This is a genomic window from Peribacillus phoenicis, assembly GCF_047238085.1.
Taxonomy (GTDB): Bacteria; Bacillota; Bacilli; order Bacillales; family DSM-1321; genus Peribacillus.
Map to the genome: position 1 here is coordinate 114,348 of NZ_JBDFMF010000008.1, position 26,165 is coordinate 140,512.

At 38.7% G+C, this 26,165-nt stretch carries 26 protein-coding genes and 2 pseudogenes; 16 read left to right on the forward strand and 12 right to left on the reverse strand.

Features of this window, described 5'->3' with window-relative positions:
* The first annotated feature begins 5 nt into the window (after positions 1-5).
* The 6 genes from ABC374_RS28625 (at position 6) to ABC374_RS28650 (ending at position 7,005) form a co-directional block, all read left to right on the forward strand.
* Complete coding sequence (locus tag ABC374_RS28625; protein WP_413020708.1) at positions 6-2,456, forward strand: ATP-binding protein; 2,451 nt, start codon at positions 6-8, stop codon at positions 2,454-2,456.
* Positions 2,453-2,887: a hypothetical protein gene (locus tag ABC374_RS28630; RefSeq protein ID WP_413020709.1), complete on the forward strand. Its 435-nt coding sequence runs from the start codon at positions 2,453-2,455 to the stop codon at positions 2,885-2,887. Before ABC374_RS28625 ends, ABC374_RS28630 begins: the two co-directional genes overlap by 4 nt.
* An 11-nt stretch (positions 2,888-2,898) precedes the next feature.
* Positions 2,899-4,593 (forward strand): CD3337/EF1877 family mobilome membrane protein, encoded by a 1,695-nt coding sequence (locus tag ABC374_RS28635; RefSeq protein ID WP_413020710.1) that lies wholly within the window; start codon positions 2,899-2,901, stop codon positions 4,591-4,593.
* Between the two features lie 441 nt (positions 4,594-5,034).
* Positions 5,035-6,066, forward strand: a complete 1,032-nt coding sequence (locus tag ABC374_RS28640; protein ID WP_413020711.1) for a bifunctional lytic transglycosylase/C40 family peptidase — start codon at positions 5,035-5,037, stop codon at positions 6,064-6,066.
* A gap of 17 nt (positions 6,067-6,083) precedes the next feature.
* A complete protein-coding gene (locus tag ABC374_RS28645) occupies positions 6,084-6,614 on the forward strand; it encodes a hypothetical protein (protein WP_413020712.1) in 531 nt (176 codons plus the stop codon).
* A gap of 229 nt (positions 6,615-6,843) precedes the next feature.
* Positions 6,844-7,005, forward strand: a complete 162-nt coding sequence (locus tag ABC374_RS28650) for a hypothetical protein (RefSeq protein ID WP_413020714.1) — start codon at positions 6,844-6,846, stop codon at positions 7,003-7,005.
* Between the two features lie 349 nt (positions 7,006-7,354).
* On the opposite strand, the gene ABC374_RS28655 is transcribed toward ABC374_RS28650, so the two are convergent.
* On the reverse strand, positions 7,355-7,969 hold the full coding sequence (locus ABC374_RS28655; protein ID WP_413020715.1) for a hypothetical protein: 615 nt from the start codon (positions 7,967-7,969) through the stop codon (positions 7,355-7,357).
* Between the two features lie 540 nt (positions 7,970-8,509).
* On the opposite strand from ABC374_RS28655, the gene ABC374_RS28660 reads away from it, so the two are divergent.
* Positions 8,510-8,749, forward strand: coding sequence for a hypothetical protein (locus ABC374_RS28660; RefSeq protein ID WP_413020716.1), 240 nt, complete (start codon positions 8,510-8,512; stop codon positions 8,747-8,749).
* A 635-nt stretch (positions 8,750-9,384) separates the two neighbouring features.
* Here ABC374_RS28660 and ABC374_RS28665 read toward each other — a convergent pair.
* From ABC374_RS28665 to ABC374_RS28675, 3 genes are all read right to left on the reverse strand, one after another.
* The gene (locus ABC374_RS28665; protein ID WP_413020717.1) at positions 9,385-9,600 is read right to left on the reverse strand and encodes a hypothetical protein; all 216 of its coding nucleotides are present in this window, start codon (positions 9,598-9,600) and stop codon (positions 9,385-9,387) included.
* 108 nt (positions 9,601-9,708) lie between these two features.
* Entirely contained in the window at positions 9,709-9,837 is a 129-nt protein-coding gene (locus ABC374_RS28670) for a hypothetical protein (protein WP_413020718.1), read from the reverse strand.
* A gap of 134 nt (positions 9,838-9,971) precedes the next feature.
* Positions 9,972-10,184: a hypothetical protein gene (locus ABC374_RS28675; RefSeq protein WP_127776913.1), complete on the reverse strand. Its 213-nt coding sequence runs from the start codon at positions 10,182-10,184 to the stop codon at positions 9,972-9,974.
* A gap of 521 nt (positions 10,185-10,705) precedes the next feature.
* Here ABC374_RS28675 and ABC374_RS28680 point away from each other — a divergent pair.
* From ABC374_RS28680 to ABC374_RS28700, 5 genes and pseudogenes are all read left to right on the forward strand, one after another.
* A complete protein-coding gene (locus ABC374_RS28680) occupies positions 10,706-11,413 on the forward strand; it encodes a cytochrome c biogenesis CcdA family protein (protein WP_413020719.1) in 708 nt (235 codons plus the stop codon).
* A gap of 39 nt (positions 11,414-11,452) precedes the next feature.
* The gene (locus ABC374_RS28685) at positions 11,453-11,983 is read left to right on the forward strand and encodes a peroxiredoxin family protein (protein ID WP_411835240.1); all 531 of its coding nucleotides are present in this window, start codon (positions 11,453-11,455) and stop codon (positions 11,981-11,983) included.
* A 290-nt stretch (positions 11,984-12,273) separates the two neighbouring features.
* Positions 12,274-12,540 (forward strand): YesK family protein, encoded by a 267-nt coding sequence (locus ABC374_RS28690; protein ID WP_413020721.1) that lies wholly within the window; start codon positions 12,274-12,276, stop codon positions 12,538-12,540.
* Between the two features lie 175 nt (positions 12,541-12,715).
* On the forward strand, positions 12,716-13,108 hold the full coding sequence (locus tag ABC374_RS28695; RefSeq protein ID WP_375564217.1) for a GNAT family N-acetyltransferase: 393 nt from the start codon (positions 12,716-12,718) through the stop codon (positions 13,106-13,108).
* Positions 13,109-13,258: 150 nt separating this feature from the next.
* Positions 13,259-13,923 (forward strand): annotated as a pseudogene (locus tag ABC374_RS28700) (nucleotidyltransferase domain-containing protein).
* A gap of 1,179 nt (positions 13,924-15,102) precedes the next feature.
* Here the strand turns inward: ABC374_RS28700 and ABC374_RS28705 are convergent.
* The 3 genes and pseudogenes from ABC374_RS28705 to asnB all read right to left on the reverse strand — a co-directional run bounded on the left by ABC374_RS28705 (position 15,103) and on the right by asnB (position 17,797).
* Positions 15,103-15,324 carry a hypothetical protein gene (locus ABC374_RS28705; RefSeq protein ID WP_413020722.1) on the reverse strand — a complete coding sequence of 74 codons (222 nt, stop codon included), beginning with the start codon at positions 15,322-15,324 and terminating at the stop codon, positions 15,103-15,105.
* Between the two features lie 173 nt (positions 15,325-15,497).
* Positions 15,498-15,653: pseudogene (locus ABC374_RS28710) on the reverse strand (amino acid permease); the annotation flags it as partial.
* A 239-nt stretch (positions 15,654-15,892) separates the two neighbouring features.
* Complete coding sequence (gene asnB / locus ABC374_RS28715) at positions 15,893-17,797, reverse strand: asparagine synthase (glutamine-hydrolyzing) (protein ID WP_413020723.1); 1,905 nt, start codon at positions 17,795-17,797, stop codon at positions 15,893-15,895.
* Between the two features lie 405 nt (positions 17,798-18,202).
* Here asnB and ABC374_RS28720 point away from each other — a divergent pair, with 405 nt between their 5' ends.
* From ABC374_RS28720 to ABC374_RS28735, 4 genes are read left to right on the forward strand one after another with little or no spacing between them, the layout of a single operon-like run.
* Entirely contained in the window at positions 18,203-19,447 is a 1,245-nt protein-coding gene (locus tag ABC374_RS28720) for a VCBS repeat-containing protein (protein WP_336866928.1), read from the forward strand.
* Positions 19,448-19,458: 11 nt separating this feature from the next.
* Entirely contained in the window at positions 19,459-20,151 is a 693-nt protein-coding gene (locus ABC374_RS28725; protein WP_413020724.1) for a response regulator transcription factor, read from the forward strand.
* Between the two features lie 3 nt (positions 20,152-20,154).
* Entirely contained in the window at positions 20,155-21,534 is a 1,380-nt protein-coding gene (locus ABC374_RS28730; RefSeq protein WP_336866924.1) for a sensor histidine kinase, read from the forward strand.
* A 26-nt stretch (positions 21,535-21,560) separates the two neighbouring features.
* A complete protein-coding gene (locus ABC374_RS28735; protein ID WP_336866922.1) occupies positions 21,561-22,613 on the forward strand; it encodes a lysozyme inhibitor LprI family protein in 1,053 nt (350 codons plus the stop codon).
* Between the two features lie 425 nt (positions 22,614-23,038).
* On the opposite strand, the gene ABC374_RS28740 is transcribed toward ABC374_RS28735, so the two are convergent.
* From ABC374_RS28740 to ABC374_RS28760, 5 genes are all read right to left on the reverse strand, one after another.
* Complete coding sequence (locus ABC374_RS28740) at positions 23,039-23,176, reverse strand: GNAT family N-acetyltransferase (protein ID WP_413020726.1); 138 nt, start codon at positions 23,174-23,176, stop codon at positions 23,039-23,041.
* A gap of 26 nt (positions 23,177-23,202) precedes the next feature.
* Positions 23,203-23,415 (reverse strand): hypothetical protein, encoded by a 213-nt coding sequence (locus ABC374_RS28745; protein ID WP_413020727.1) that lies wholly within the window; start codon positions 23,413-23,415, stop codon positions 23,203-23,205.
* Positions 23,416-23,426: 11 nt separating this feature from the next.
* On the reverse strand, positions 23,427-24,614 hold the full coding sequence (locus ABC374_RS28750) for a Ger(x)C family spore germination protein (RefSeq protein ID WP_413020728.1): 1,188 nt from the start codon (positions 24,612-24,614) through the stop codon (positions 23,427-23,429).
* 301 nt (positions 24,615-24,915) lie between these two features.
* Positions 24,916-25,737 carry a GerAB/ArcD/ProY family transporter gene (locus ABC374_RS28755; RefSeq protein ID WP_413020730.1) on the reverse strand — a complete coding sequence of 274 codons (822 nt, stop codon included), beginning with the start codon at positions 25,735-25,737 and terminating at the stop codon, positions 24,916-24,918.
* A gap of 30 nt (positions 25,738-25,767) precedes the next feature.
* Positions 25,768-26,165 (reverse strand): spore germination protein (locus tag ABC374_RS28760; RefSeq protein ID WP_413020731.1); only part of this gene is annotated, 398 nt, incomplete at its 5' end.

The following is a 26,165-nucleotide window of genomic DNA, read 5'->3' on the forward strand; positions in this document are numbered from 1 at the left end:
ATCCCGTGATCCAATTTCCGATTCATTCTTATAAAGACAATGTGATCTATACGCATGAGATGGAGGCTTGGTCTTATTATCGGGTACATGAGAATACAGTAGGCGTGAATGAGCAGGAAGCGGAAAATCATCTGGTGAACCGACTTCAAAGGCTCGCTTGGCAAATGGCTGCCTTTGAGGAAATTGACTATAAAATCGTGCCGATACCTGTGGATATTGATAAGCGTATGGAAAGCCTGCAACAACAATATGAAGGAAAATATGCAGAAACAGGAAAATACTATGCGGAACGGGCAAAAGAAATCTTGCGTGAAGAAGCTAGAAATGTCGTTGAATACAAATTTTTTGTAGGCGTGAAGTTAAAGAAAAGGGAGCTGGATGAAAGTATCATCCGCACGTTTACTTCATCCTTTAAGAGCATGAACCGTTATTTGCAAAAGCTTGCCGGTTTTGGAGGGCATGAGGTGGACGACCTTACAGCCAGTATGTTCGAGGAATCCGAGGAAGATGCCTTTACGACCTTGAATCATTATCTAGGGGCCTTCAGGGTGAAAGAGAAGGAATTACGTTATATCATCCGTCATCAGTTCGTAAGGGGCCAGAAACAGCCTGACGGTGACGGAAGTGTCTACAGCCTTACGGAAGGCATTCTCGATCCAGGGAAAGCCGGGTATCTCCATATCAGTCAACTGGATGATGAATCATGGTGTGCTTTCCTTCCTGTTTCAGAATTTCCTGTTGATCTAAGCCATAAGGAGTGGGCTTACTTTTTTCAGTCCTATCATTTCCCAGTAGAAGTCAATATGCGGACCATTTACAAAAGGAAAAAAGAGAATGAGAACCAAACCAATACCATAAAAAAGAGATTTCGCGATCAGGACGCTCAATTGATCGAAGCGAATGAGGATGATGACAGTTTAATCAATACGGGACGTGAACTCCTGCATGAACTGGAAAATGAAATTAAAAACCAAGGAAAACCACTTCTTAGAACGCACATCCACTTTGTTGTATATGGTCCAACAAAAGAAGAAGTCCGAAAACGAGCCAGAAGGCTCAAATCAGATTTTAAGGATCAGCAAATTGAACTGGTGCAGCCACTTGCCGACCAACTCCTTTTATTCCATCAATCGTTACCAGCAGCCAAGATTATAGCAGGGGATTGGGAGCAGATCCTCACGCCTGAATCTTTTGCCGAATCCCTTTTCTCCCTTACACGAAAAATCGGAAATACCGTAGGGTTCTATCTCGGCAAGAATTTATCGCATGATGGGGAAAGCATGGAAAGCTCTCCCTCTCTCGTCTTTTACCATCCGTTCCTAGCCCACCTAGGCTTAAAGGGATCCAAGTATTCCTCTCCGCATGTGACCATCTCGGGACCGACAGGGATGGGGAAATCATATCTACTAAAAGATATCTTATTAAATGCCGTCTTTTTCGGAGCGAAGGTCCTGATGACAGACCCGAAGGACGAGGTGGAAAAGAAGTTCAAGCAAGCCCTTACGCCTGAAATGAAGCGTACCGCCCCCTTCTTTCAAGAATTAATTGAGAGTTTCAACTATATCACTCTATCAAGCGAGAAGAAGGATGCTGGAAAGCTTGATCCACTTACTTTCCTTGAAGGGGAGGAGGCGCAGGATGCAGCCGTTAGCGTGCTTGAATACTTATCGGAGCTTCAATCGAATGAAAGGAATGTAAAAACGGCCATTTATAAAGGGGTTCGTCATGTCCTTCAACAGGAAGAGAAGCCTGGCCTTCTGAAAGTCGTACGTTATTTGCAGGCAGCCGATGATCAAGACATTAAAAATGTGGGAGATCTACTTTATGAGATTGGAACAAACGGGGTTGCAAAACTGATGTTTTCTGAAGGGGATGTTGTCGGAATCAGCCTTGATGAACAAGTGAATATCCTGCAGATTCAAAACTTAAACCTGCCGGACGAAGGCGAAAGGGCGGCCACGAGGGATGAACACATTGCCGTTGCCCTCATGCAGCCACTGGCCAAGTTCGCAACGAAATTCGCGCGCGATGATTCGGTCGTCAAGATGACGGTGTTTGAGGAAGCATGGATGCTCATGAATACGGGTGCAGGGGATCGCCTAATCAATGAATTACTCCGTACAGGACGTTCCTTACGTTCTGCCGTTTATATCGTCACACAGTCCACGTATGAATACAACAAGCCGCAAATCAAAGAAAATATAGGCACGAAGTTTGCTTTTAAAGCGAAAACAACCGAGGAAGCTGGAAACATCATTGAATTCCTTGGGATGGAAGATAACAAGGCCAACCGGGATATGCTGAAAAACCTTTCGGAAGGCCAATGCATCATAGAGGATATGTACGGGCGAACGGCCAAGATTCAGACGGATGTCTTGTTTGATGAGTGGATCAGCGCCTTCAATACAAAAGAAAGTGATCGTGGTAGAGCAGAGACCGAGGAGGCGTTCATGTGAAAAGAATATTCATCTCTTTTATTGCTTTGATGTCACTTTTAACCGGTTGTAATCAAAGCGCAGCAACTTCTGAAGATATTTCGAAACTAGCTTACGAGTGGGAAAAAGCAAATTTTGATCGGGATTATAATCGTGAACAAGAGTTGCTTTATGAGGAAGGCTCTTATGAAATTCATAAAACTACAAAACAAAAAGAGTCCGGAATAAAGTATGAAGATATTCGCTATGAAATCTATTTCGATGAAGATTTAGAACGATATTATGTTTTTACCGATTTTAAAAATCCGAATGGTGAAAATTCAGTAGAGGATAATATTGTCCTTCGTAAAAAAGGTGATGAATGGAAAGTTGATACCAGCGAAAGTTTGGATATCGTCCGTGAAGATATATCAGAGAAGCTTGACCGGGAAGCGTGCATTAACTGCAAATAAGGAGGGATTGGATGCAAACCCTTAAACAAGGCTTAGGCTTTTGTTTAGTGCTGTTGGTTCTTCTCCTGCCAACGTCGTCCAATGCAGAAGATGCGGCCCCTACTGTTCCGAAAAAAGAGGAAACAGTGGGCCGTGTGACTTTGGAAAGTAAGGAATATCCTCTCTATCATTATCAGATGGAAGCAGATATCGGTGACGGTATTACGGAAGCTGGCGATAATGCGTTACATGCCATTAATCAAGGAATGTGGGGATTTAATAAAACGATTGCCAGTTTTACTTTATATTCAGTTAACCAGCTGATGTCCTTTGATTTAATTAGCAGCATTGTGGATGAAGCTGGAATTATGAGCAAACGAATCTATGAGATCATGTCTGGAACGTTTTTATCCTTGTTTGTCATTTTAGTTGGGGGAACAGCTGCCTGGCGTTACCTTGTCAATCAACAAGTCGGCCATGCGGTGAAATCAATCCTTGGTGCCATGTCTATCATGGTTATTACTTTTTGGTTTTATTCAGATGCAACGGGAAACATTAAATGGCTGAATGATCGGGGGGCGGAGCTCGAAGGGATTGCAAGCTCTGCAAACGTTTTGGTCAGTTCTGATGAGTTTGACAGCAACGCTGCCTATGATTCCAAAGAAGGAGCTGCGGTGTTGGAAAATCAACTATTTAACTTAATGGTGAAGCGTCCATATTTACTCTTGAATTATGGTTCAACGAAAGTATCTGATGTAATAAACGAGGATCCAAACCGGGTAAATAAACTTTTGGAAATCAAGCCTCATACTGAAGAAGGCAAAGAGCAAAGAAAGATTATTGTCAGTGATGAGGTTTCCAACTTTGATAACAAACAAATGTCTGCCAGTTTTAGTGGTGAACGGTTCGGATACTTGATTGTCACAATTCTCTCCACCATTGCACTCAGCATTCCAATCTTGTTATTAGGGATCTTTAAGTTTTTGCTTCAGGTATGGTTCCTGGCTTTAGTCATTTTCACAGCCATTCCATTAGTTCTTTCCGTCATCCCTTCTTATAGTGAAACTGCCTTAAATCACGGGAAGAAGCTTGTGGGCGTATTACTTTTGAAAGCAGGATTAGTCCTGTTGATTGCCGTCATTACTGGACTTGTCACCTTGCTTTACGAATCAGTAAAAGTGACGAATGGTGTAGAAGGGTATGTCTTTGTTGTCTTTCTTATCTGCATGACCATTTGGGGGTGGTTCAAATACCGTTCCGAAATCTTTGAGGTTGCTTCTGGTGGTATGATTCAAGGTCAGCAAGTTGTCGAGAGAGCAACAACCAATACACTTGATAAGATGGGGGATGCTGGTGAAACAGGATTCAAGGGAGCCAAAAGAATGGTCGCCAAAGCTTATAGAAGCCATCAAAATAAAAAGCGTCTAGAAGAATATCAGTCGAAAAAAGAAGGTACAGGCCGAAAGACCTTTACGCATCCACCCATAGTAAACAGTGGAAGGTCAGAACACCGAAAAGTGGTTGGCGAGAATACACCTCAAAAACCAGGTGTAGGGAGAAATCTAGGGCAACAAGCAATCGGAAAAGGGTCAATCCATACAACAAGGGGTTTGAATACAGGAATGGCCAACCGATCAGCTTCACGAAATGCAGGAGCAGCCATTGTGGATTTAAAGGATTATAAAAGTGAAAAGGGTGAAGGGGCAACAGGCATAGAGACCAGTTAGTGGACACCCTTCACGAAGTTCTGAACGTACAGTTTCGGGAGCCAGGAAGCCGGGTGCGAACCCGCCCAATTCAACTAGAAAGGCAGAACAACCTAAGCTTTCCAGTCAACGGACAGAGGGATTACATGAGCCTGTAAAGCAAACTTCTCCGCATCGTAATCCAGCCACAAAAATGGAAAGCAAACAAGAAGCAGCAGCTTCAAGAGAACCAGTCAAACACCTAACGCAATGGGAAATCCAAAAGAAGATTGATGCTAGAAAAGCTAAATTATCACCTTCCGTATCCGTCAAACGTTCGGAGGGCAGGAAACCCAAAGCCAAGGAGACCAAAAAGGATCGAAAATGAAAATTTGAGAGAAGTGAGTAGTTATCATGACTGGTATGTTTGTGAACATACACACTCATTGTTTTGTCAGAATCTCTTTTTAGAAAGGAGTTCCTATGCAAGGCGTTTTAAAGAAAGGTGCAAAGGCCGCAGGAACCATTGCCATTCTCAAAAACCCTTTATCTTGGATCATTGCAGGCATCCTTCTCCTCCTTACATCGCTCTTCGGATTTGCCTTGTTCACTTCAATCAGCTTGGGCGGTGAGAACCAGCTTGAATCAGGTATGTCTGAAGGGGAAGGGGGAACAGCGCAGGTGTCTTCTGAAGTCATGCGATACGAGCCGTTAATCCGGAAATATGCGGAACAAAATGGAGTTGGCGAATATGTAAATATTATCCTAGCCATGATTCAACAGGAATCAGGTGGACGTGAATTGGATGTGATGCAATCTTCCGAATCAATCGGGCTCCCACCCGGTGCCATTACCGACCCGGAGTATTCCATTCAGGTAGGCGTGAAAAATTTTGCAGAAGTGATGAAGCAAGCCAAAGGTGATGTAAACCTAGCTTTGCAAAGTTACAACTTTGGAGATGGATTTATCCGATACGCATTGGAGCGTGGAGGCTATTCCAAGGAAGTAGCCACCCAGTTTAGTCATAGGATGGCTGCTAGGGAAGGGTGGGGCCGTTACGGTGATGTGAATTATGTGGACCATGTCATGCAATATTACAAGGTTGGAAATGGAAGCGTGGTTGTCATGGGGGACGGTTCGCAATCTTTTGATGTAGAGGAAGTTCATAACATCATGAAACAGTACCTCGGCAGACCCTATGTATGGGGAGGCAGGACACCAGCAGCAGGAGGGTTTGACTGCAGTGGGCTGTTGGAATATGCTTTTGCACAGGTCGGCGTGGATATGTACGGGACAGCTCAATCGCAGTACAACAAAACAAAGCCGGTTTCAGAGGAACATATAAAGCCGGGTGACTTCGTTTTTTTCTCCACCTATAAGCCAGGGGCTTCGCACGTTGGCATGTATGTGGGGAATGGTCAATTTATCAATGCCAATAGCAGTGGTGGAACTTCTTATTCGTCCGTTGAAGAATGGAAAAACTTATATCCCTTCCTAGGTTTTAGACGGATCTAGAAATGGAGGTGCAGGGCATGGAGCCAACCCAAAAGAAAAATTCCTTGCTTTTAATGATAGTATTCATCATTGCTGCTTTGATTATTATGTACGTTTTCAGTTTGCGTTCACAGCTACAGGAAGTCAGAGCCAACCAGGGGAACTATGAAGAGCAGATTCAGTCCCTATCCTCCATCCAAAACACGGATGCTTTAAAGGTGAACCGCCAGTTTCTGGAGAGTTTTTTCACCTATCAAACTACTGCCGAACGGTATAAAAAAGTTGAACCATTCATGACCGATCAAGGATTCAAAGCGACCCATCCTTCCGGAACAGAACTTCCAGATTCGGAAGAATCGGTGAAGTCGTCCATGGTGGGCCTGAAGCCATTTGAATATCAGACCTCTAAAACGGAAGCTGAATTTTTTAATGAATTTAAACTCACTACGGAATTTAACAATGTGGCTGCAACCGACACGGTTATCGTTAAAACTTCGCTCATTTTTGTGAAAGAGCAAGGATGGAAGGTTGATGATGTTGAGTTCATTGGTCAATTAACTGGACATTAAAAAAAGTTTGTTTGAGTTTTCCTATTACATTTACACCTACATTTCATATTATTAGAGACTTGGTAATTGAATTAGTATGTGTGTGTATATGAACCATTATTATGTAAGTTTTAGCAAACATCCGCCTCGTTTCTACATAAATATGGTATAATTACCGTATGTAACTGGCCGGGTGGGAGGTTGCCCTAACCCTATCTCTTATATCTAAGAGTGAAGGGAGGTGACCGCAATGGATATTCTAAAAGACGTACTAGTGGAAGTGGCTAAAACAGTTGCCAATTCGACAGTTGTTTATTTATTTAGCTTGCTTCCTGCTAAAAAAGTCCAAAAGAAAACCACCCGTTCTCTGTCCAAAAAGCACGGGCGGCCTTCTAAAAAGCGCAAAATTTAGGAGCAACCGACCCACTTTGGATTGGTTACTAAGGCGAGATGTTAGTGCATCTCGTCTTTTTTATATATTCCACATTATAACATAAATATACGAAAAACATAAAAAAGAAACTTGATTTTCAATAGTTCTTCTTTTATTATTCTCTGGTTATATGGTCCTTTTCCGTTCTTTTTTAGAACCTCACGAGTAATTTCTTTACCTATCTTTACTTCCCTCCCTCACCCGAAAAGGCAGCCATCCCCGGCTGTCTTTTTCTAATTCTATTGAAATCAGGTAGAATAAAGAAAAAGAAAACCATCGATGCCCCAAGTATTCTAAGAAAGTAGCAGCATGTATTGGAGAAGGGCTTTTATTTGTACTTTTTAACCAAATCGAGGATAGCAATTTCAATAAGATCGGATTTATTGAATTTCTGTTGGTCTGCGAAGCTATCCAGCAAAGCACCAACCTCCTCATTTATGACAATCGTCTTCCGTACCTTTTTGCCTTTTTCTAAAGTCACTACCCTTTGATACAAGTCATCGTTATGACTATCTTGCTGGTCGTTAAGAACATATCCTCTTATTAAATCTCTAAGAATCGCTCTTTCTTCTGGTGTGAATTCCGTGTGAATCGAACTTTTATCTTGAGTTCGTGCGCTATTCACATTGAGGGGAATAGGATGTGAACCCTTTTTCGTGTCGTGTGAACTTTGATTCACGTTGAATGCACGTATAGGTGTAATCTGTTTCACCTTAGGGTGACTATTATTTGATTTGATGAACTCAAACACTGATGTATAAAGAGGTTCTTCCCCTTCACCTATATAGTACCAGCCCTTTTGACCAGAGTTTCGATACTCGTATCCAGCATTGTGTAAAGCTTCTTTTAACTTCTTCTCACCAATACGAACTTTCTCTTTTGCAATCTTGGCTATGGTATTTCCTGTTATCAATAGGTCGTCCAATATTTCCTTAATTTTCATGATTCACATTCCCTTCACACTGATATCACTCTTAATTCACCTATTCTACATTCTGGTGTGAATTCCCTCCGATATTTCGAACAGAATTACTTAATACCTTCACACCATAAATCCCTGTTCAGTTTTAGCTAATGTCTTTCAAATGTTCTAGATCTAAAATTAGTTTCTTTAATATGATTTCGATTCCTTTAAAAAAGGAAAATGAATTCCCCCGGCCATGGACTGCCTAGGTTCCAACAAGATACCCTGTCATCTTTTCGGGGCAGGTTAGTTGAAGAAGACCCGTTTGCGATATGATAAAAATGGCTATCTTAGACAATTACTATTTTATTATACTCACGGTTGATTATTTCACAGATATAGAATTAACTTGGACACCTCCTATTATAAAATCGTAATTTTATTCTCTATCACATTATTTTTCGTTAGTTTTCAAGAACAAGGAGAGCTCCCTTCTTTTTTTCTAATAAAAGGTATTATAGGGAATATAGTGAAAATGGCAAAGAGTTCTTTTTATTCCAACGTAAGGGGGATGACATAATGGGAAAAATCATGTTCTCAGCATGCAAGGTATTGGGTTCGTTCCTGGTGTATTATTTTCTAGGAGAATTGGTGTTAAGCCTGGTGAATTCCTTGCAAGGCCATTACCTGCACTACTACGAAGACCAACGTAGTTTTTACGCGGTGATGTTTGCGATTACGATGGTGATCGGACAGACACTATGGTCCGTGACGAAAAAGAGAGAGATTCTGGCAGAAGAAGAATCCAAGGACCTGTAAAAATCTTTTATAAGAATGCCTCTGTTAAAGGATGTTGTTGATTTTCTTAATGAACTAACGGGTGCATTAGTTCATTAAGACAAATAAAAAGAGATCTACCCGAAGGTAGCCCATAGATATTACTTTGTTATATACAGTAGTGAACCAACTAGTAATAGCAGATGCTGTAACACCTGCATCATTAGCATCGACACGAGCTCTCAATTTACCGTCATTGATACGTTTTACGAAGTACCTTTAACACCTTGTTTGTTGGGGGATTACGGAAATAAAATTACAATAATAGGAAATGTTTTGAAATTTTTCTTAATGTAATTTGCTGAAGAAACAAAGGCACAAAAAAGGAAGAGGAACTACAAAAGTCCCTCTTCCTTTTTTACTTTATTTTTTTGAAATTTTTCGTAATAAATATAAAGCGTATATGATAGCTGGTATAGCTCCAATCATTAAAATCATGTTTATTAAACCAAATATAAAATAAGAAGACGATACATTCATTTTAATTCAACCCCATAAAAAAATTTAATCTCTATATGTGTATCTTTGATAAACACGAGCAACTTTACTAGTTTTCTTTAAAGAAGTAAGTTGGAGATAACTAGTAAGAACTATATAGCCATTATTAAGTTTACCATTTATTTATAAGTTCCTACAGCATTCATATCATAACCTACTTTTTCAGCTTTTGAATCAGAAACTTCACATGAAGCATCTACACTTGTCCAAACAGTACCTTTTGTTCCTCCTACATCACAATATCTGATTTTCAACCCATAATCACCAACAGAATAATGATTACCTAATTTTAAGGTAGCAACAGTGACCCCTGATGTATACTCATCATTGAACAAAATCCTGTAAATGAAAGAAAAACTCGTGAAATTCTCCATAGAAGCAGGGGGAAATTAAAAAAAGCAAAAATAAAAGTCTAACCAAGATTTTTAGTCTCGATTAGACTTTTATTTTTTGGTTTTTATTTGATTCATTTCTGCCAGAATTTCTTTAGCACGCTGCTCAGCACGTTCATAATTTCTTTCCTCAACTTCGATGAGCTTTCCATCAATTATAAAATTATAATGGTATTTCATTGAACAATTCCTCCTTCTTTGTTGTTCCATAATATAACATATTTTTATATGTTTTTTCCTTTGAAAATGTAAAGATTAGATTTTTAAAGTTCACGGTCAAGCCGCGTTTTGGGTCCTGTAGTGTGAACGACACTTCACACGTTATTATAGGTAAAAAAGTGATTTTTTATGAAAGTGGTAGGGCGTACCTTTAAGTCTTTCCTCGAACTCATTTGGATCCCTGCGGATTTGTAACTGAATCTTCTATCAATGGAGGGTAAACATTGTTTACCTTGACCTGCTTGATATGCTTCTCTTCTTGTGCTCTCTATGTTGTATCCATCATCGATTGAACTACCTATCATCATAACGTCATGCTCCTTGCTTACTCATAGCATGATACATCAACCATCATAAGCATAACGACATAACGCATTAGACATATCATCTATCATTGGTAGGGATACACAACAGACTGCACCTCACAGTCACTGCTGGTTCACTCATTGAAGCATAATGATAGAACATATGATTCACCATCACTGTACCTCTGAGCACCACCAAGGACCTCTATACATATCAATAGCTTATCTGTATCAGCTGTATCAGTTAGATATAAGTAGCAACCTACCTTCATTACCTTATATAGGGGGAGCATCAGGATAATGCGTATTTACAACGATAAGCATTCCGGTACAAGTCATATGGACATTATGACCTCTATTTTGTAGGTGATTGGATTGTGTCTAAAAAGGCTCTACACTATTGAGATTGTGAAAAAATGTACTTAAACTAAAGGGGCAGGTTAGTTTAACACGACATCATTAAATGAATAACGTTATTTAACCATAAGTGTTAAAATAAGGATAAAAAGGATTAGGAGAAAAAAATGAGTTCCTTGAATGTTTTTATTGCTTTTGGTGCAGGAGTTTTATCCTTTATATCACCGTGTTGTCTGCCCTTATATCCTGCATTTTTATCGTATATTACTGGTGTTTCAGTTACTGACTTAAAAGATGAAAAAAAGAAATTTAATCAAAAAGCAATGCTACATACCTTATTCTTTTTGGTTGGTTTTTCTATTATTTTTGTGGTTTTAGGGTTATCGACAACCTATCTTTATAGCCTTTTTTATCAGTATAGTGACTTAATTAGGCAATTAGCTGCAATTTTAATAATATTTTTCGGTTTGATTATTGTAGGTTTTTTAAAACTAAAATTCTTGATGGTTGATAAGAAAATATCATTTAAAAATCGTCCATCAGGTTATTTAGGATCTGTTTTAATCGGACTAGGATATGCAGCTGGCTGGACTCCTTGCATAGGACCAATATTAGGTGCTGTTATGTCCCTTGGTTTATATACTGGTCAGGGCTTATTATATATGACTGCTTATATACTTGGGTTTTCTATTCCGTTCTTTATTATGTCATTCTTTATTGGCAGGTCGGCGTGGATCAAAAAATACAATCGAAGTATAGTCCAATTTGGTGGATATTTAACAATTATTATGGGCTTTGTTCTATTTTTTGATTGGATGACTATTATTACTTCATTTCTAACAAATAACATATTTAGAGGCTTTACAGGGTTTTAATTGAATTAAACGTTAATTCCATTAGGAGGGTTCTTAACGATGAAAAAAGTGATTGCAGCAGTTCTGTTAATTACTTTATTTACAGTAGCGATTGTCAAAGCAATGGAAAACAAGATAGAACCCGAAAATACGAGTCAAGAAACAGCCAATTTTAGGAGTTTTAAAATGGGTTCCATCGCCCCTGATTTTGAATTAAAGACACTATCTGGAGAAACAGTAACACTTTCTGAGTTTAAAGGGAAAAAGGTAATACTGAACTTTTGGGCAACCTGGTGTAAACCTTGCAAGGTTGAAATGCCAGAAATCGAAAAATTTCACAAAAAACAGGGTAAAGATGTTGTGATTTTGGCAGTCAATATCGATACTTATTCAGATGTCAAAGGTTTTGTCAAAAAAAATCATATTACATTCCCAATTCTTCTTGACTCAAAGAATAAGGTAAATGAACTTTATCCAGTATTTAATATTCCTACTACCTTTTTTATTGACAGTAAAGGACTTGTTCAGAATAATTATAGTGGTTCAATGAGCGTTGATATTATGGAAAACATATCTAATAAACTAAATTAAGCAATAAATAGAAATAGGTTTTACTAATTTTTGCAATGTTTTTGGGTTGATAAAAGAAGCAGATTGTGAAGGACTGTACTTAAACTAACGGGTGCTTTAGCTCAATAACAGGGGTTGCTGAGGCAGCCTTTTTCTTATGGCACTAACGGGGCAGGATTGTCCAACAATAAAATGGAAACATCACCCAATTTATCAGTGGTTATGCTAAAGTTAAATAGACATATAAAGTAATGATTAAAAGAGCATTTATTAAACTTCATTAATTCAATAAAAAGGTGGTGAGGCAAATAATGATTTTTGTACCATTTCTTGTAGCTATTGTGATTGGAGTAATTATATTGTTAGTTACGTGGTGGTTTAAAAAAATAAACCTTCCCCTATTTGTGCGAATTGTACCAGGAGTCTTAACAGTTATAGCTGCTATTATTCTATTTTACATTGGTTACGTAAACATAAGGGGGTTTGAAGGGGCGGCTTATGGGATTCTCTCTGTCTTTTTAATTTGTTTTGCAATTTTATCGTTCATTATGGCAAAAAAGCCATCAAAGGCACGATAAAAAGAGCTTATAATTCTTGAACTAACAGGTACTTTACTTACTTCAATAAGGGAGGTTGCTGAAGCAACCTTTTTGTTATGCAACTAAAGGGGCAGTTTAGTTCAACAAGGAATTAGACTTCATCCTATAGAATTTAGTACCTTGAATTCTAATTTAGATGAGGAAAAGGGGAACTATGAATTATAAAGTCATAATAAACATGCCAATATTGAATCATGAAATACCTGAATTAAGAGAACTTGTTGGATGGGGAAGACGAGACAAAGATTTTCCAACCTTATTTAAACGATGTAACTTTTGGGCTGGAGTAAGAAACGAAAATAATAAACTTATAGCATTTGGTTATGTTGCAGGCACGGGATTAGAACATGGTTATATGGAAGACATTATTGTTCATCCTGATTATCAAAAAATGGGAATTGGTGTGGAGTTAGTAAGAGAATTATTAAGAGAGTCTGGACGGTATGGTTTAGAAATTGTTACCTTAACGTATGATCCCAAACATAAAATCTTTTATGAAACTTGTGGCTTTATTCCTTGTTCAGGTGGGTTATGGAAAAAACAGTAATGAACTAACGATTGATGAAGGATCATCTCTTTAGAGGTATCTTCGTCTTAAAATCGAAATGAATAAATAGTATCTGAAAATTCGTCTTCAGAGGTGAAGATAATGGAGGATTTTAAGAGGTTAACCCCAATTGAAGCAGCACAATAGTTTATCTTTAAGCATTTTCCAAATTGCCAAGGAGCTCTATTAGCTGGGAGTGTCGTTCGAGGTGAAGCAACAGAAACATCGGACCTTGATATTGTTGTTTTTGATAAAAACCTTAGTTCACCTTACAGAGAGTCATTAATTGCCTTTAGTTGGGCTATAGAGGTTTTTGTAAATAATCTAACCTCGTATTAGCATTTTTTTGAAAGTGATTACGAAAGAGCAAGACCTTCTATGCCCAGAATGGTTTCAGAAGGAATTATTTTAAAAGATGACAGAATAATGGAATCCATAAAAAAAGAGGCAAAAGGAGTATTAGAGCAGGGTCCAATGAAATGGTCAGATGAAACCATTAAAACAAAGCGTTATTTTATAACTGATGCACTAGACGATTTAATAGGCTGTACAAATAGAGATGAAGAAATATTTATTGCTAACACATTAGCTGAACTTGTTAGCGAATTTTATTTAAGAACAAACCTTCAATGGATTGGTACTTCTAAATGGATAGTACGTTCATTAAAACAATATGACCAGAAATTCGCTGAGCATTTTGTTGAAGCCTTTGATGTTTTATATAAGACAAAAATAAAGTTGTGCAATTAGTTAATAAGGTCTTGGAACCATATGGTGGAAAGTTGTTTAATGGGTTTTCGTTGGGCAAAAATTAAGCTGAATTATAAAACGTAACTTTGTTCAGCTAAAAGGTGGCGTTTCTTCAATAAGAAGGATCGCTTTTTCTTATGTAGCAGGGGCAGGATAGTTCTACAAGCACAGTGTATTCGGATTGGGGCATAAAATTATTAATCGGAACCACCTGTCCTTCGCCAACATATACTTATAATGTGGTTTATCCTTTTATCTTTTCGGAGAGTAGCAACTATTTTTTATCCTAGAATAGTTGCTTTTTTTGTGTCATGGTTTATTGGAATAGACATTAAATTATCGGAACCTCCTGTCCTTTGCTAACATATACTTTAATTAGAACATTTTATATTTCCTTTCGGATCAGTAACTATCTTTGGCCGGGATAGTTACTTTTTTGTGTCCTGGTTTATTCGTACTGTCAGCTATTAGTTCGTTTCTTGAATAACCATCAATTGTAAGAGCCAAAATATTAAAATGATGAAAAATATAAAACGACTCCCTATCCTGATAATAGTTTTTTTAATTTACATATTTGTATTTCTCTTTTATGTCGCAGGTAGTTTTCTCTTTATAAAGTATGGACTTTTATAAAAACTGAGGTGAATTTAATGTATGATACATGGATATATAGACATTTCATCAATACAGCGTTCTTTCCGATTTTTTTGCTCGGTGTAACGATATTTATATTCATTATCATTATTCGTTTCGTAACTAAAAGTAAAAACAATACGTAATTTCAGGGATTATCTAACGTCACAGTTTGTGTCAACTCTACGAAAAGTCTTAATGAACTAACGGGTGCGTTAGCTGAAGATAGGAGCTTTCTTTAAGGCAGCTTTTTCTTATTGAACTATCGGGGCAGTTTAGTGGAAGAAAAATTAATAGTAAGTGAAGCATTTTTGCACAAAATCAATGCATTAATACCATAGCTCTCGGTTTCAGATATGGAGCAAAGTTTATATTTCTATTCGCAAATTCTCCTGTTTAAAATTGAATATCAACGACCAAAGGATAAGTTTGCTTTCCTGTTTTTAAATGACTGCCAATGATGCCACTTCGGGTTGCTTCTGTATCAAGACCCTCTATCTTTTTTAGAATTTAAATTTCTTCTTCATTCTCAACGGTTTTTCCGCATGTTTTCATCATTGGAATGAGTTGTCCCTCTGTATAAGGTTTAGGAGGGCTTGTAACGCCTTCTTTCATCTCCCTTCTACGTTTTCATCTTTTTGGAGCCTTGGAAGGGCTTGTGTGTCGTCAATCTTCGACTCTTTTTCATCGCTCATTGGAATATTAAAGAGATCCTTCCATCCTCTACTAATTTCGGTCTTTCCAGTAGTCTCAAAATCAAGTTGATTTACATCTGTTAGGACTTTCGTTTCTCCATACACATAACCTTCATGGAACATACCCTTGCCTTTCATTTGAAGGCACCACTTATGATTCTTTCGAAAGACCTATTATCAAATATTAGCTAGAGGAGATTGTTGAATTTACTCAGAACCTACTAATCCCCAGTGAAAATAAGCTCTAATTGTTTTTATTTATTTATAAATTTTCTATGAACTTATTCCGGGATTAACCAAAACCACCACAACTTCCATTTAAGTTGTGGTGGTTTTGGTGAGAAGCATATCGCATCCTCGTCTTTAGCTAATGTCACAAGTAAAATGGTAACTGAAAAAAGTGAGGCTGTCATAGAAAAGCCTGCAATGATGATTGCACCATTAAAAACATTGGGAAATATGCATAGTTATATTAGGAGCAGGGTTTTACTTTAAATCAGTTTCTTTTACCGTGCGATTTTGACCGTTTTTGGATAAGTATGTCTAATAAACCCACATCTTTTAGACGGACTATATTTTGGCCCTTGAATAAGTAGGTTTCAGGTAGGCTAACAAGGAACCAGCAATTCTCCTATCGATAGCATGGTTGATTCCTTGTTTTGTTTAAAAATTAGCAAAATTCTAGTAAGAATGAAGCTCGTTCCTTTTAAGTTGTCATAAGGGTCCGTTTTTCTTTGCATTCTATATAGTTATCAAACTGATATATTTTCTCTACATAAATTTGATGCCAAATCATGAATGTGAAGATGGACCATAGCTTTCGACTGTTATCTCTCTTTTCCATAACATGATCAGCAAGTAATGTAAGGACTTTTTCCTTGTTAAATAGGTAATCTGTTTGGCTCTCGTGGATTAACTGAATAGCCCAGTCATAAAGCTCATTTCTCAGCCAGTGTCGAATAGGCACTGGAAAACCGAGTTTCTTTCTATTCCATACGTGTCTTGGAACGATCCCCTTTGCTGCTTCCCGTAGAAGGAACTTAGTTTGACCATTTCTTATTTTTTGTCGGCTGGTTAGTTTAGAGGCAACATTAAAAACATGTTTGTCCAGGAAAGGCACTCTTACTTCTAACGAATTAGCCATCGACATTTTATCTGCTTTTAATAAGATGTCTCCCTTCAGCCAGGTTTGAACATCAATGTATTGCATTTTTGTGACATCATCATAGAGTATGGAATCTGAGTATAGAAGATTCGTTACTTTTTCGTTTCCTGCTTGAGATAGATAATGAACCAATAAAAGTTCCTTTTCTTTTTCATTAAAAATATTAGCATTGCCGATATACCGTTTTTGAAGGGGTGTGGTGCCCCTCTCAATAAAGCTTTTACCTCTGACCCCATCAGGGATTCCATTAGCAAGAACCTTTAATAGCGCTTTTAAGGGAGACGGTATATAGGAAAATGGCTGTAATGACTGGGGTTCCCTATATATATTATATCCCCCAAATAATTCGTCTGCTCCTTCTCCGGAAAGAGCGACCTTCACATGCTTTCTTGCTTCCCTGGACAGGAAATACAAAGGAACGGCAGCAGGATCCGCTAGTGGATCATCCATATGCCAAATGATTCTAGGTAACTCCTTTTTAAATTCTTCTGGACTGATTAGATAGGATATATTTTCTACATCCAGCACATGTGCGGTTTCTTTGGCAACATCAATTTCACTGTATCCTTTATTTTCAAAGCCAACTGAAAAGGTTTTAATCTTTGGATTCAATTCTTTAGCTAGAGAAACGATAAAGGACGAATCAATTCCTCCAGAAAGGAAGGCCCCAATAGGTACGTCACTTCTCATGTGAACATTTACAGATTCGATTAATGCATCCTGAATTCCTTCTATCAGCTTGGAATCTTCCAGGTGAGATGGCTGGAATTTAGGCTGCCAATAAGGGAGGATCTTCATCTTTTCTCCAGGCTTTTGCGTGAAATAATGACCAGGGGATAGTTTTTTTATCGACTTGGTAAGTGTATTCGGCTCCGGTACGTATTGAAAACTTAGAAACTGCTGCAAGGAAATAATATCCAACTCGTCGTCTTCAAGAGCCTTTAATAATGATTTCTTTTCAGAAGCGAAATAAGTTATATCCTTTTGTTCACTATAAAAGAAGGGCTTAATGCCAAACTGATCCCTTGCCCCATACAGTCTCTCTTCTTGCTTGTCCCAGATGACAAAGGAAAACATGCCGCGTAATTTTCCAGCCGTTTCCTCTTTTATTCGGCTATAAAGTGCAAGGATCACTTCGGTATCGGTATCCGTGTTGAAGGTGTGTCCGCAGTCAATCAATTCTGCTTTAAGTTCGACATAATTATATATTTCTCCATTAAATACAATCCAATATCTATCATTTTCATAAGAAAGAGGCTGACTGCCATTAGGAACATCTATTATACTTAATCTTCTAAAACCAAAGTTCACATATTCATTGAAGTAATAGCCTTCATCATCGGGGCCTCTATGCATGATGGTTTCATTCATTTCCACTATTTTTTCTTCTTTTAATTTATTCTGAGTATTAGACTCATTATATAAACATCCTACAAATCCGCACATTTCTCCACCTGCTTTTTTTTATTTTCCTACTATTGTTTGATGATGCTCCTTATCTACTTCGCCATTATATACAGGGGGTACTAGTAAAGTAGTTACAAAAAAGTTACAGAATACGAAGTGGAAAAATGGTTGACTAAAGCTTCAATTTTCCGTGGCTTCTTTAATAGTATGCTAGCGTTGTGGTAAACTTTAGGACTGATAGCTTAACAAAAAAATCTCCTAAACCTCGTCTGGTGACAATAAAGGTCACTAGAGTAATACTTAAGTGATCTTTTCTTACAAAGTTTGATAAATTCATATTGTAACTTTTTTGTAACTCTTTCATAGAGAAGGATTTATATAATGAGGTGGTTCAAACGAAAGTTCTGTTTAAAATCATGGGGTTAGAAGATAGGAGTGTAATACGTGGATTACAGAGGGAAAGGGAAGTTAGGCATGTATATTGCAGTTGGAATTTTATTATCGGGTTGTGACATTGGAAAATCTCCCAATGAGTTAATTGAATCCCCTCATCCACAAGATGTGCAACAAATTGCATTAAATAATACATTAAATCAACTTTTACCATCCAGTACAGAGTTTATGACACCAAAACAAGGCGTGAGGAAACAGTCCATTTATCTGGAAGATATCAACAATGATGGAAAGCAAGAAGCATGTATTCTATACAAAAGTTTAAAGGGAAGCAAACAAGTGCATTTACTGGTTCTCCAGGAAAAGGGTGAGAAGTGGTCGGAGATTACAAATATAGAAACGGACTATCACACGCTCGATTATTTTGGGCTTCAAGATCTGGATAAAGATGGAGTAAAGGAAGTGGTCATTGGGTTAGGAATCTCTGAATTCGAAACGGAGAAGCAGCTCTTCATTTATCAATGGGACAGGACAGAATTAAAGAACGTCATCAATCGAAGTTACGACGCAATAGACATTGCCGACTACGATGGAGATGAAAAAAAGGATGTCCTGCTTATCGTTGGGGAAAGAAGAGAATGGTTCAATGCAGAGTTCCTGGACTATGAAAAAGGAACATTAAAGCCTCGCTCAGCCGTAAGCCTAGATGCGTTTGCCTTTCATGAGAAGATCGTCAGTGGGAAATTAAGAGATGGGAAAAGGGCTTTATTTATCGATAGTACAATTGGCGTTCATTCCATGCTAACGGAAATCGTAGCCTATCATGATGGAGAATTCGTGACAGTTGGGAATGAATCCTATAAAGATTACATGCTGTATAGCAAAGATATCAATCAAGACGGAATAACGGAAGTGGGAGGGATGTATATCCCAAAAGGTTGGGAAGATGCTGCCTTCGGGGACATCCCCTTTATCGAATTTTACTCCACTTATGCGATAGATGGAGCTTCAAAAAAGATTGAGGAACGATTGACCGACCGCGTACGTAGGTTTTACATAGAGATTCCTCCTGCCTGGTATGGGAAAGTTACCGTGAAAAAAATCAAGAATGGCATTCAATTATTATCGGTTTCGAACCACCAGCTAGTGTTTGAGGTGAAATGGGCCAATAAAGAATCCATAAATTCCTCAAAAATAGTTTTGAAGGAAACCAAGAATACCACTTTTTATACGGATAGTAAGGAAATGGAATCTTTTCCTTTTGACCAGTTCCATTTGCTAGAAAATGAGTTTTAAGGAGGGAGAAAATGAATAGAATCCTTGTTGTTGAAGATGAGCTATCCATACGCAGCTTTGTCTGCTTGAATTTGAAAAAGAGAGGATATGATGTCAGGGAAGCGGAAACCGGAGAAGAGGCATTGGCGTACTTCCAAAGCGAAGCATTCGATATCGTCTTACTTGATCTCATGCTTCCGGGGATGGACGGGTTTGAAGTCTGTCAAGAGATCCGGAAGGTAAATCAGACGGTGGGCATCATTATGCTGACAGCAAGAACGCAAGAGAAGGACAAGGTGGAGGGACTAGTGTTAGGAGCCGATGACTACTTGTTCAAGCCCTTCAGTATGGTGGAGTTGGAAGCCAGAATGTTCTCGCTCTTGCGGAGAATCAACCTAAACGACCAAGTTTCATTGGAAAACACTGAACAGCTTGTATCCGGTCCGTTTCAGTTAGATTCAAGAAACAAAAACTTTGTCTGCTCAGGAAAAGAGATCAAACTCACCCCAACTGAATACTCAATCCTCCATTTTTTAATGTTTCACCCGAACCGGGTCTATACTAGGGACGAGTTGTTAGATGAAGTATGGGGAGAAAATTATGTAGGCGATTTAAAAGTAGTCGACGTCAATATTCGACGCATTCGTCAGAAAATTGAGTCCAATCCCTCTTCCCCTCTCTATTTATGTACAGAGTGGGGACATGGATATCTATGGAAGAGTTAGACCATGAAACGTAAAGTCATCCTTTATTTCACAATCATCATCATCTTGACATTAAGCTTAGTCATGGCGGTGTTTGGGGTCGCGTTGACAAAATACTATTACCAAGGAATAGCCAATACGTTTCAAAACCATGTCAAAGCCGTTGATCCTTTTTGGGAAAAGGGAAATGAACTCCATTATGGGAGTCTTGAGGATTACAGCGACCTGGTGATTAAAAACTATCAATATGACGGAGCGGAATTGCAGCTATTAAATGTGGATGGTGAACTTATACAATCGTCCACAGGCTACTACGAAGAACAAAGCTACAAATTAGATCCTGATGTCTTTTCATATAAAACCATCTACAAGAAAGAGGAACTAGGACAGAGTGTTTTGGCCGTCTACACACCTTTGATCTTAGATGGACAAATCGTGGGAATCCTCCGTTATGTCTCTTCGTTGACGTTGGTCCAGGAGGTCATTACAAGTCTGCTTGAATACGGATTATTGATTAGCTTAGGTGTTGCACTCATTGTCTTTCTTATTAGCCTTCACCTGACTGATTCCATTGTAAAACCGGTCAATGAAATTATTCATGTTACAGAAGAAATGTCAAAGGGTCATTTCGAACAAAGGATCAAAGAAGATTTCCCTTATGAAATTGGGGAAATGGCCAGAACTCTGAATTATATGGCGGAAGAAATTGTGAAAACGGAACGAATGAAAAATGATTTCATCTCTTCGATTTCCCATGAGCTTCGTACGCCTTTGACGGGGATAAAGGGATGGGCCGAGACAATGCGGTTACCGGATGGCTTGTCGAAAGAAGAAACAGAATTTGGCTTGCAGATGATTAACAGTGAATCGGAACGCCTAATGAATCTAGTCGAAGACCTATTGGACTTCTCCAGGTATGAGTCAAACCGCGTCACATTTGTTCGAACCGTGGTGGAATTCGATACGCTCATTAAGGAAGTTTCATTCCAGCTCCAGAAAAAGGCTTCCGAGAAAAACGTACAGATCAAGCTAGAGTGTATGCCTGTTTTAATCAATGCGGACGGCGACAAGATCAGACAAGTGTTAATCAATCTATTGGATAACGCCATCAAGTTTTCTAAAAGTGGGAGTGACATTCAAATATTTCAATACTTACAGGGAGATATGGTGGTCCTGAAGATCCTAGATCAAGGCATTGGGGTCCAGCAGGATAAATTAAATTATATATTGGATTCCTTTTACAAAGTGGATGAAAAATCAGTGGGGACAGGGCTTGGATTAGCCATTACCCGAAATATTGTGATGAAGCATGGGGGAACGATAGAAGTGCAAAGTGAGTATGGGAGGGGAACGACGGTCATGGTCCGCTTACCATTGAATGGGATGGAAAAGGAATTGGTCTAAAAGGAAAGACATGGGGAGGAATATATATGAAGAAATTAGCAGTATTAATGTTCGCCATCTTTCTGTTATTAGCGGGATGTGGCACTAGCGCCTATGCGAACGCGATGAAAGACGCAACTTCAGAGATAGAAAACGGGGAATATGAAAAAGCGTTAAAGTCTCTCGAATTAGCATTAGAGGAAAAGCCGGAAGATAAAGAGGCAAGAACACTGTATGAAAATATCAAAGCTTTAAATCAAGTGAAAGAAGCCATTGACGGTACTGATTGGAAAGTTGCTGTAACGAAAGCAAAGAACCTTCTAAAAGGAGATACACTAGCAAAAGGAATAAAAGTTGAAGCAGAACAATATATCAATCAGGCGGAAAGTGAATTGGCCGCAAATAAAGAAAAAGATACGGACAAAGAAAAAGCTACGGGCAAAGAAGAAGATTTGGGCAGAGAAGAAGATACGGATAAAAAAGAAGATATGAACTCAAAAAAAGAAGTAGCAGCGGAAAGCGGTACGAATGCAAGTGAGAAGGAAGAAGCTGTGAATATAGAAGAAATACCGAAAAATAACATCGCTATAAGTGAAAAGGCAGAAGATGTGGATACAGAAAAAAAATCAATCGACAATGCAGAAATTGTGAATAGTGAAGTGACTGCAGGTAAGGAAGAAGTCACGAATACGGACAAAGAAAAAGCAGAGCCGGTAAAAGTGGAAAGCGACAAAGCAGCAGGTGAAAGGGAAAAATATTTGAAAAAACTTAATAATATCCAAAAAGGTTTAACGGAATTTGATAAAGCATTAGAAACTGGAACACAAGTCGAAATGACCCAGGCTAAGGGGGAAACCTTCAAAAGGTGGGATACTGCATTAAATGAAATCTATGGGGCGCTTGAGAACCAACTGTCCACTAGTAAATTCGAGAGTTTAAGAGAAGAACAACGTAAATGGTTAACCTACCGAGATGAAGTCGCAAAAGAGAATTCCTTGAAATTTGAAGGTGGAACGATGGCATCATTAGAATATGTCAGTACACAAGCACGAGTGACAGAAGAGAGGTGTTATGAGTTAGTGGAAGGGTTTATGGAATAGTAGAAGCTTAAGCTGGACGTGGAATCCTTATCACCCTTTAGCTCACTTAGTGTCTCCCGAAATCATGGATAGGAGCTTTGGCTCCTTTTTTATTATTTTTCCCTTTGCCTCTGAATCGTAAAACAACTTTAGGCCGACTAACCTACCAGCCGGCAGAAAGCCAAGACGGACAGTCAATCAATCCAATTCTCTTGTTGAACTGGGCGAATATGCTTTCAAAAACAAATATTTTAGGAATCATTAGATGCGATAAAGAATTGGAAGCAACATTACTACATTAGTTTGGAGATCAGGTGGAAATTTTTGCTCAAAGTAGCATTGCTTGTTTGATTCTAATAAATGCTGATGAATTAAGTTCCATAAATTTTGAAGAAGCGAGATTTCAACCCCAACAATATAAATAAATCACTTTTTAAGAGAGCATATCATTCCAGATGCTCGATTACATTATAAGATCTCCCTATTCCCTTCCCTCTCCAGTCCTTGTCAACAGCAAGCATTCGAATTTCTGGATAGTCAGGTACTTTTGTAGTCCATTTATATGCTTCCATTCTCTCTTTCAAACAAAATTTATTTCTCCCTTTTAACATTACTTTTCCAAAAGCTTGCCTAAGGGCTTAAAAATCATATCCATCAAGTGAGTAGGTCCTGGCATATCCGGAAAGAAAACGAGAAGGACGGCTAGCAGCCATCCTGCCATGGTCAATGTCACAAAGGCCCTTTTTTCCTTCTTCTGATTCTTATTCATTTTTTGCCATTCATATAGCGTCATGAGAATAGCAACTACGGTTATACCGAACACAAATGCCCACCTCAATTTCCTATCACCTCTTTTTCCGGTACTCCTTGCGGTGAAGTAGACATTCCTGGTCTCCTTATATAAGCTTTACTTTTGATTTCAACCTCTATTTCTGGAAATTTCTCGCCCCAATGATCCTTTACATTTGACCACTGATCTGGATATTGACGGTGAAACGCCTCTGCAAAACCCAAAATGTCTGTTTCCATCTCATTTTGAAGTTGTTCAAGCATTATTCGAATTCGTTGTTCAATTTCTTGTTCTAATTGCCTTTCAAGCTTTTTCACAATCCTTGGATTCATAAGATTTAATTTTGTTTCGTTATCCACTACATCATCTTCCGTCACAATTTTAACCGTCATTTTCCAGTTTCCGTTCTCAATTTTAGGAATTAGCTTCGTACGGGAACGAAGGAGATTGAATGAAATATGGTCTTTAGCACCTTTTGGCTTAACGGTTACGGCGGATAATTCGATTTCATTTCTTACCCATAATAATCCCCTTGTTACTTTATCGTCGATTACCCCTACCATTTTATCTTTTTTAAAAACTGCCGTCCCGTTCACACTTAAACCACCTATCTGACCTACCTCTATCAAAGGAAGTGCCGCCGCTCCCGCCTCGCTACTTAACATCTGCAACAAGTCTTTCACGGTTACACTCATTCCCACTTTTAAGTTTGCTAGGTCTCTTGCAAACTCTGCTGAACTTTTCTCTAAATCAGGATTATCTTTCAAAACATCTATGGCTTTACCGTCAGTGACAAATGTATATGCCCTAATTGGTGGATCTGGGGAACGTGCGAAAAAATCAATGTGCTTCTGAATCCCTTCTTTAGCTAGTTTTTCGCCTATGATGATTACCTGGTTATGTCCCCAGAAAATACGGCGGGAAAATTTTTCCTGAAGAAGTGACATGGCATCGAAAATTGTAGTACCCGTTGCTTTTTCAACGATCATCGTTTTACCTCCTCCACCTTGACCACCCCCCATTTGTCCTCCTCCCATCGCTTCAGGAATAGCTATTTGTACAGAAAGCACTATCTTATCCTCAGCTGTTTTATCAAGTCCTGCTGCCAAAACAATTCCTATGTTATTGATTTCTACTCGATCCCAGCAGCCTGCAAGCAAGAGGGTAGATGAACAAATTGAAAAAGTGAGCATTAGTTTTACTGCTTTCGTTAAAGAAATAGTATTCATCATTTTCCCCTTTCAGGCACACAGCTGATTAGTTGGGCTTTTTAGAAGTTTTTTTACACAGAACAGCAAGTAACAACAATACAATTGGTATAATCGTTTGAATGAATATGGCATAAAAAGGCCAAGTAGTGCTCAATGAATGAGTGAGTTCCTGTAAATTCGGGGCCGACCAAATGCTGACTAGAACTAATAGGAAACCAAGCGGAAAAACGATTGGCCGGTAATCAGATAAATTTAACCATTGAGCAGTACCAATTACAATGGCATAATAGAAGACTGAAATTTTGATAAACGTACCAGAGACCTAAATCGCCATCACTATAGAGTCAAGGTGTTGGAGAAAATCGGCTAGGTTTATATACCGGGCAGCACTCATGACTGGATAAGTAAAAGTAGCTGTAATGTTGCCAAATAAAAAAAGAGAAAACAAATTGGTTACCACCATAGTAAGCATCACAGCAAACACCGAGATCATGCCCCATTTCAATCCTTTTTCTTTTTTATCTAAAAATGGGAGTAAGAAAGAGATGAGAAAGAATTCGGTAAACCAACTTGATGGAACAACAGCTCCCATCAGAGAAGGCATAATTCCTTTCTCCATGACAGGATATAAATTCTTAGGTTCTAAATCCGGGATAAGTAATATAACGATGACTAGAAGCAATATAATAACCACCGGAACAAGAAATTCTGCACTTCTCGCTATTACTTTAAGTCCGCCGTGTATGGAAAAGGAACAGACTAGTACCATGCTTCCAATTACAACGACCATTGGGGTTTTTGTCATAAAATTCCCAACGACAAATTCCCCGTACTCCCTTAATACGATTCCATTTGTATGTAAATAAAAGAATAGGAAAACAAACCCGATAATTTTTCCTGGAATCCATCCTAAAATTCTCTCGCTATATTGGATGACTGTTTGCCCCGGATAGCGCCTATTCAATTGTTGTGCAATATAGACAGAAAGAAAACCCGCGAAAGAGGCCCAAATTGGCGATAACCACATGTCTTGTTTTGCGAATTTACCCGTAATGGCCGGCACTAAGAGAATAGCCGTTGCCATAATCGTCGGATAGATCGTGATGGCCATCTGCAAAGCGCTAATCCTTCCTTTTTCAATCATTCCGTATCACCTCAATACATAAAAGATTTGCTACTCTTTACCCCTACTAGTCGGATCAGGCATCTGCCCATTGGATTGTCGATATTTATTGTATTCCCCTGTTGATTGAGTTCTTGGATTCAGCTTCCACCATGGGGAACGTGTAAGCACATCCTCTAACTCACTACTTTTTAACGGAGCTACTGGTCTAAGATACGGTACACCAAAGGAATGAAGCGTACATAAGTGGATAATTATTGTGATGGTCCCAAGCATAATTCCAAGCATCCCTAGTGTCCCGGCAAGCAGAATCATTGGAAAACGAAGCATACGCATCGCGATTGCTGCCGGATACCGTGGAATCGTAAAAGAGGCGACGCCTGTAATCGCAACGACTATAACCATAGGTGCAGAGACAATTCCCGCGGAAACAGCAGCTTCACCTATGA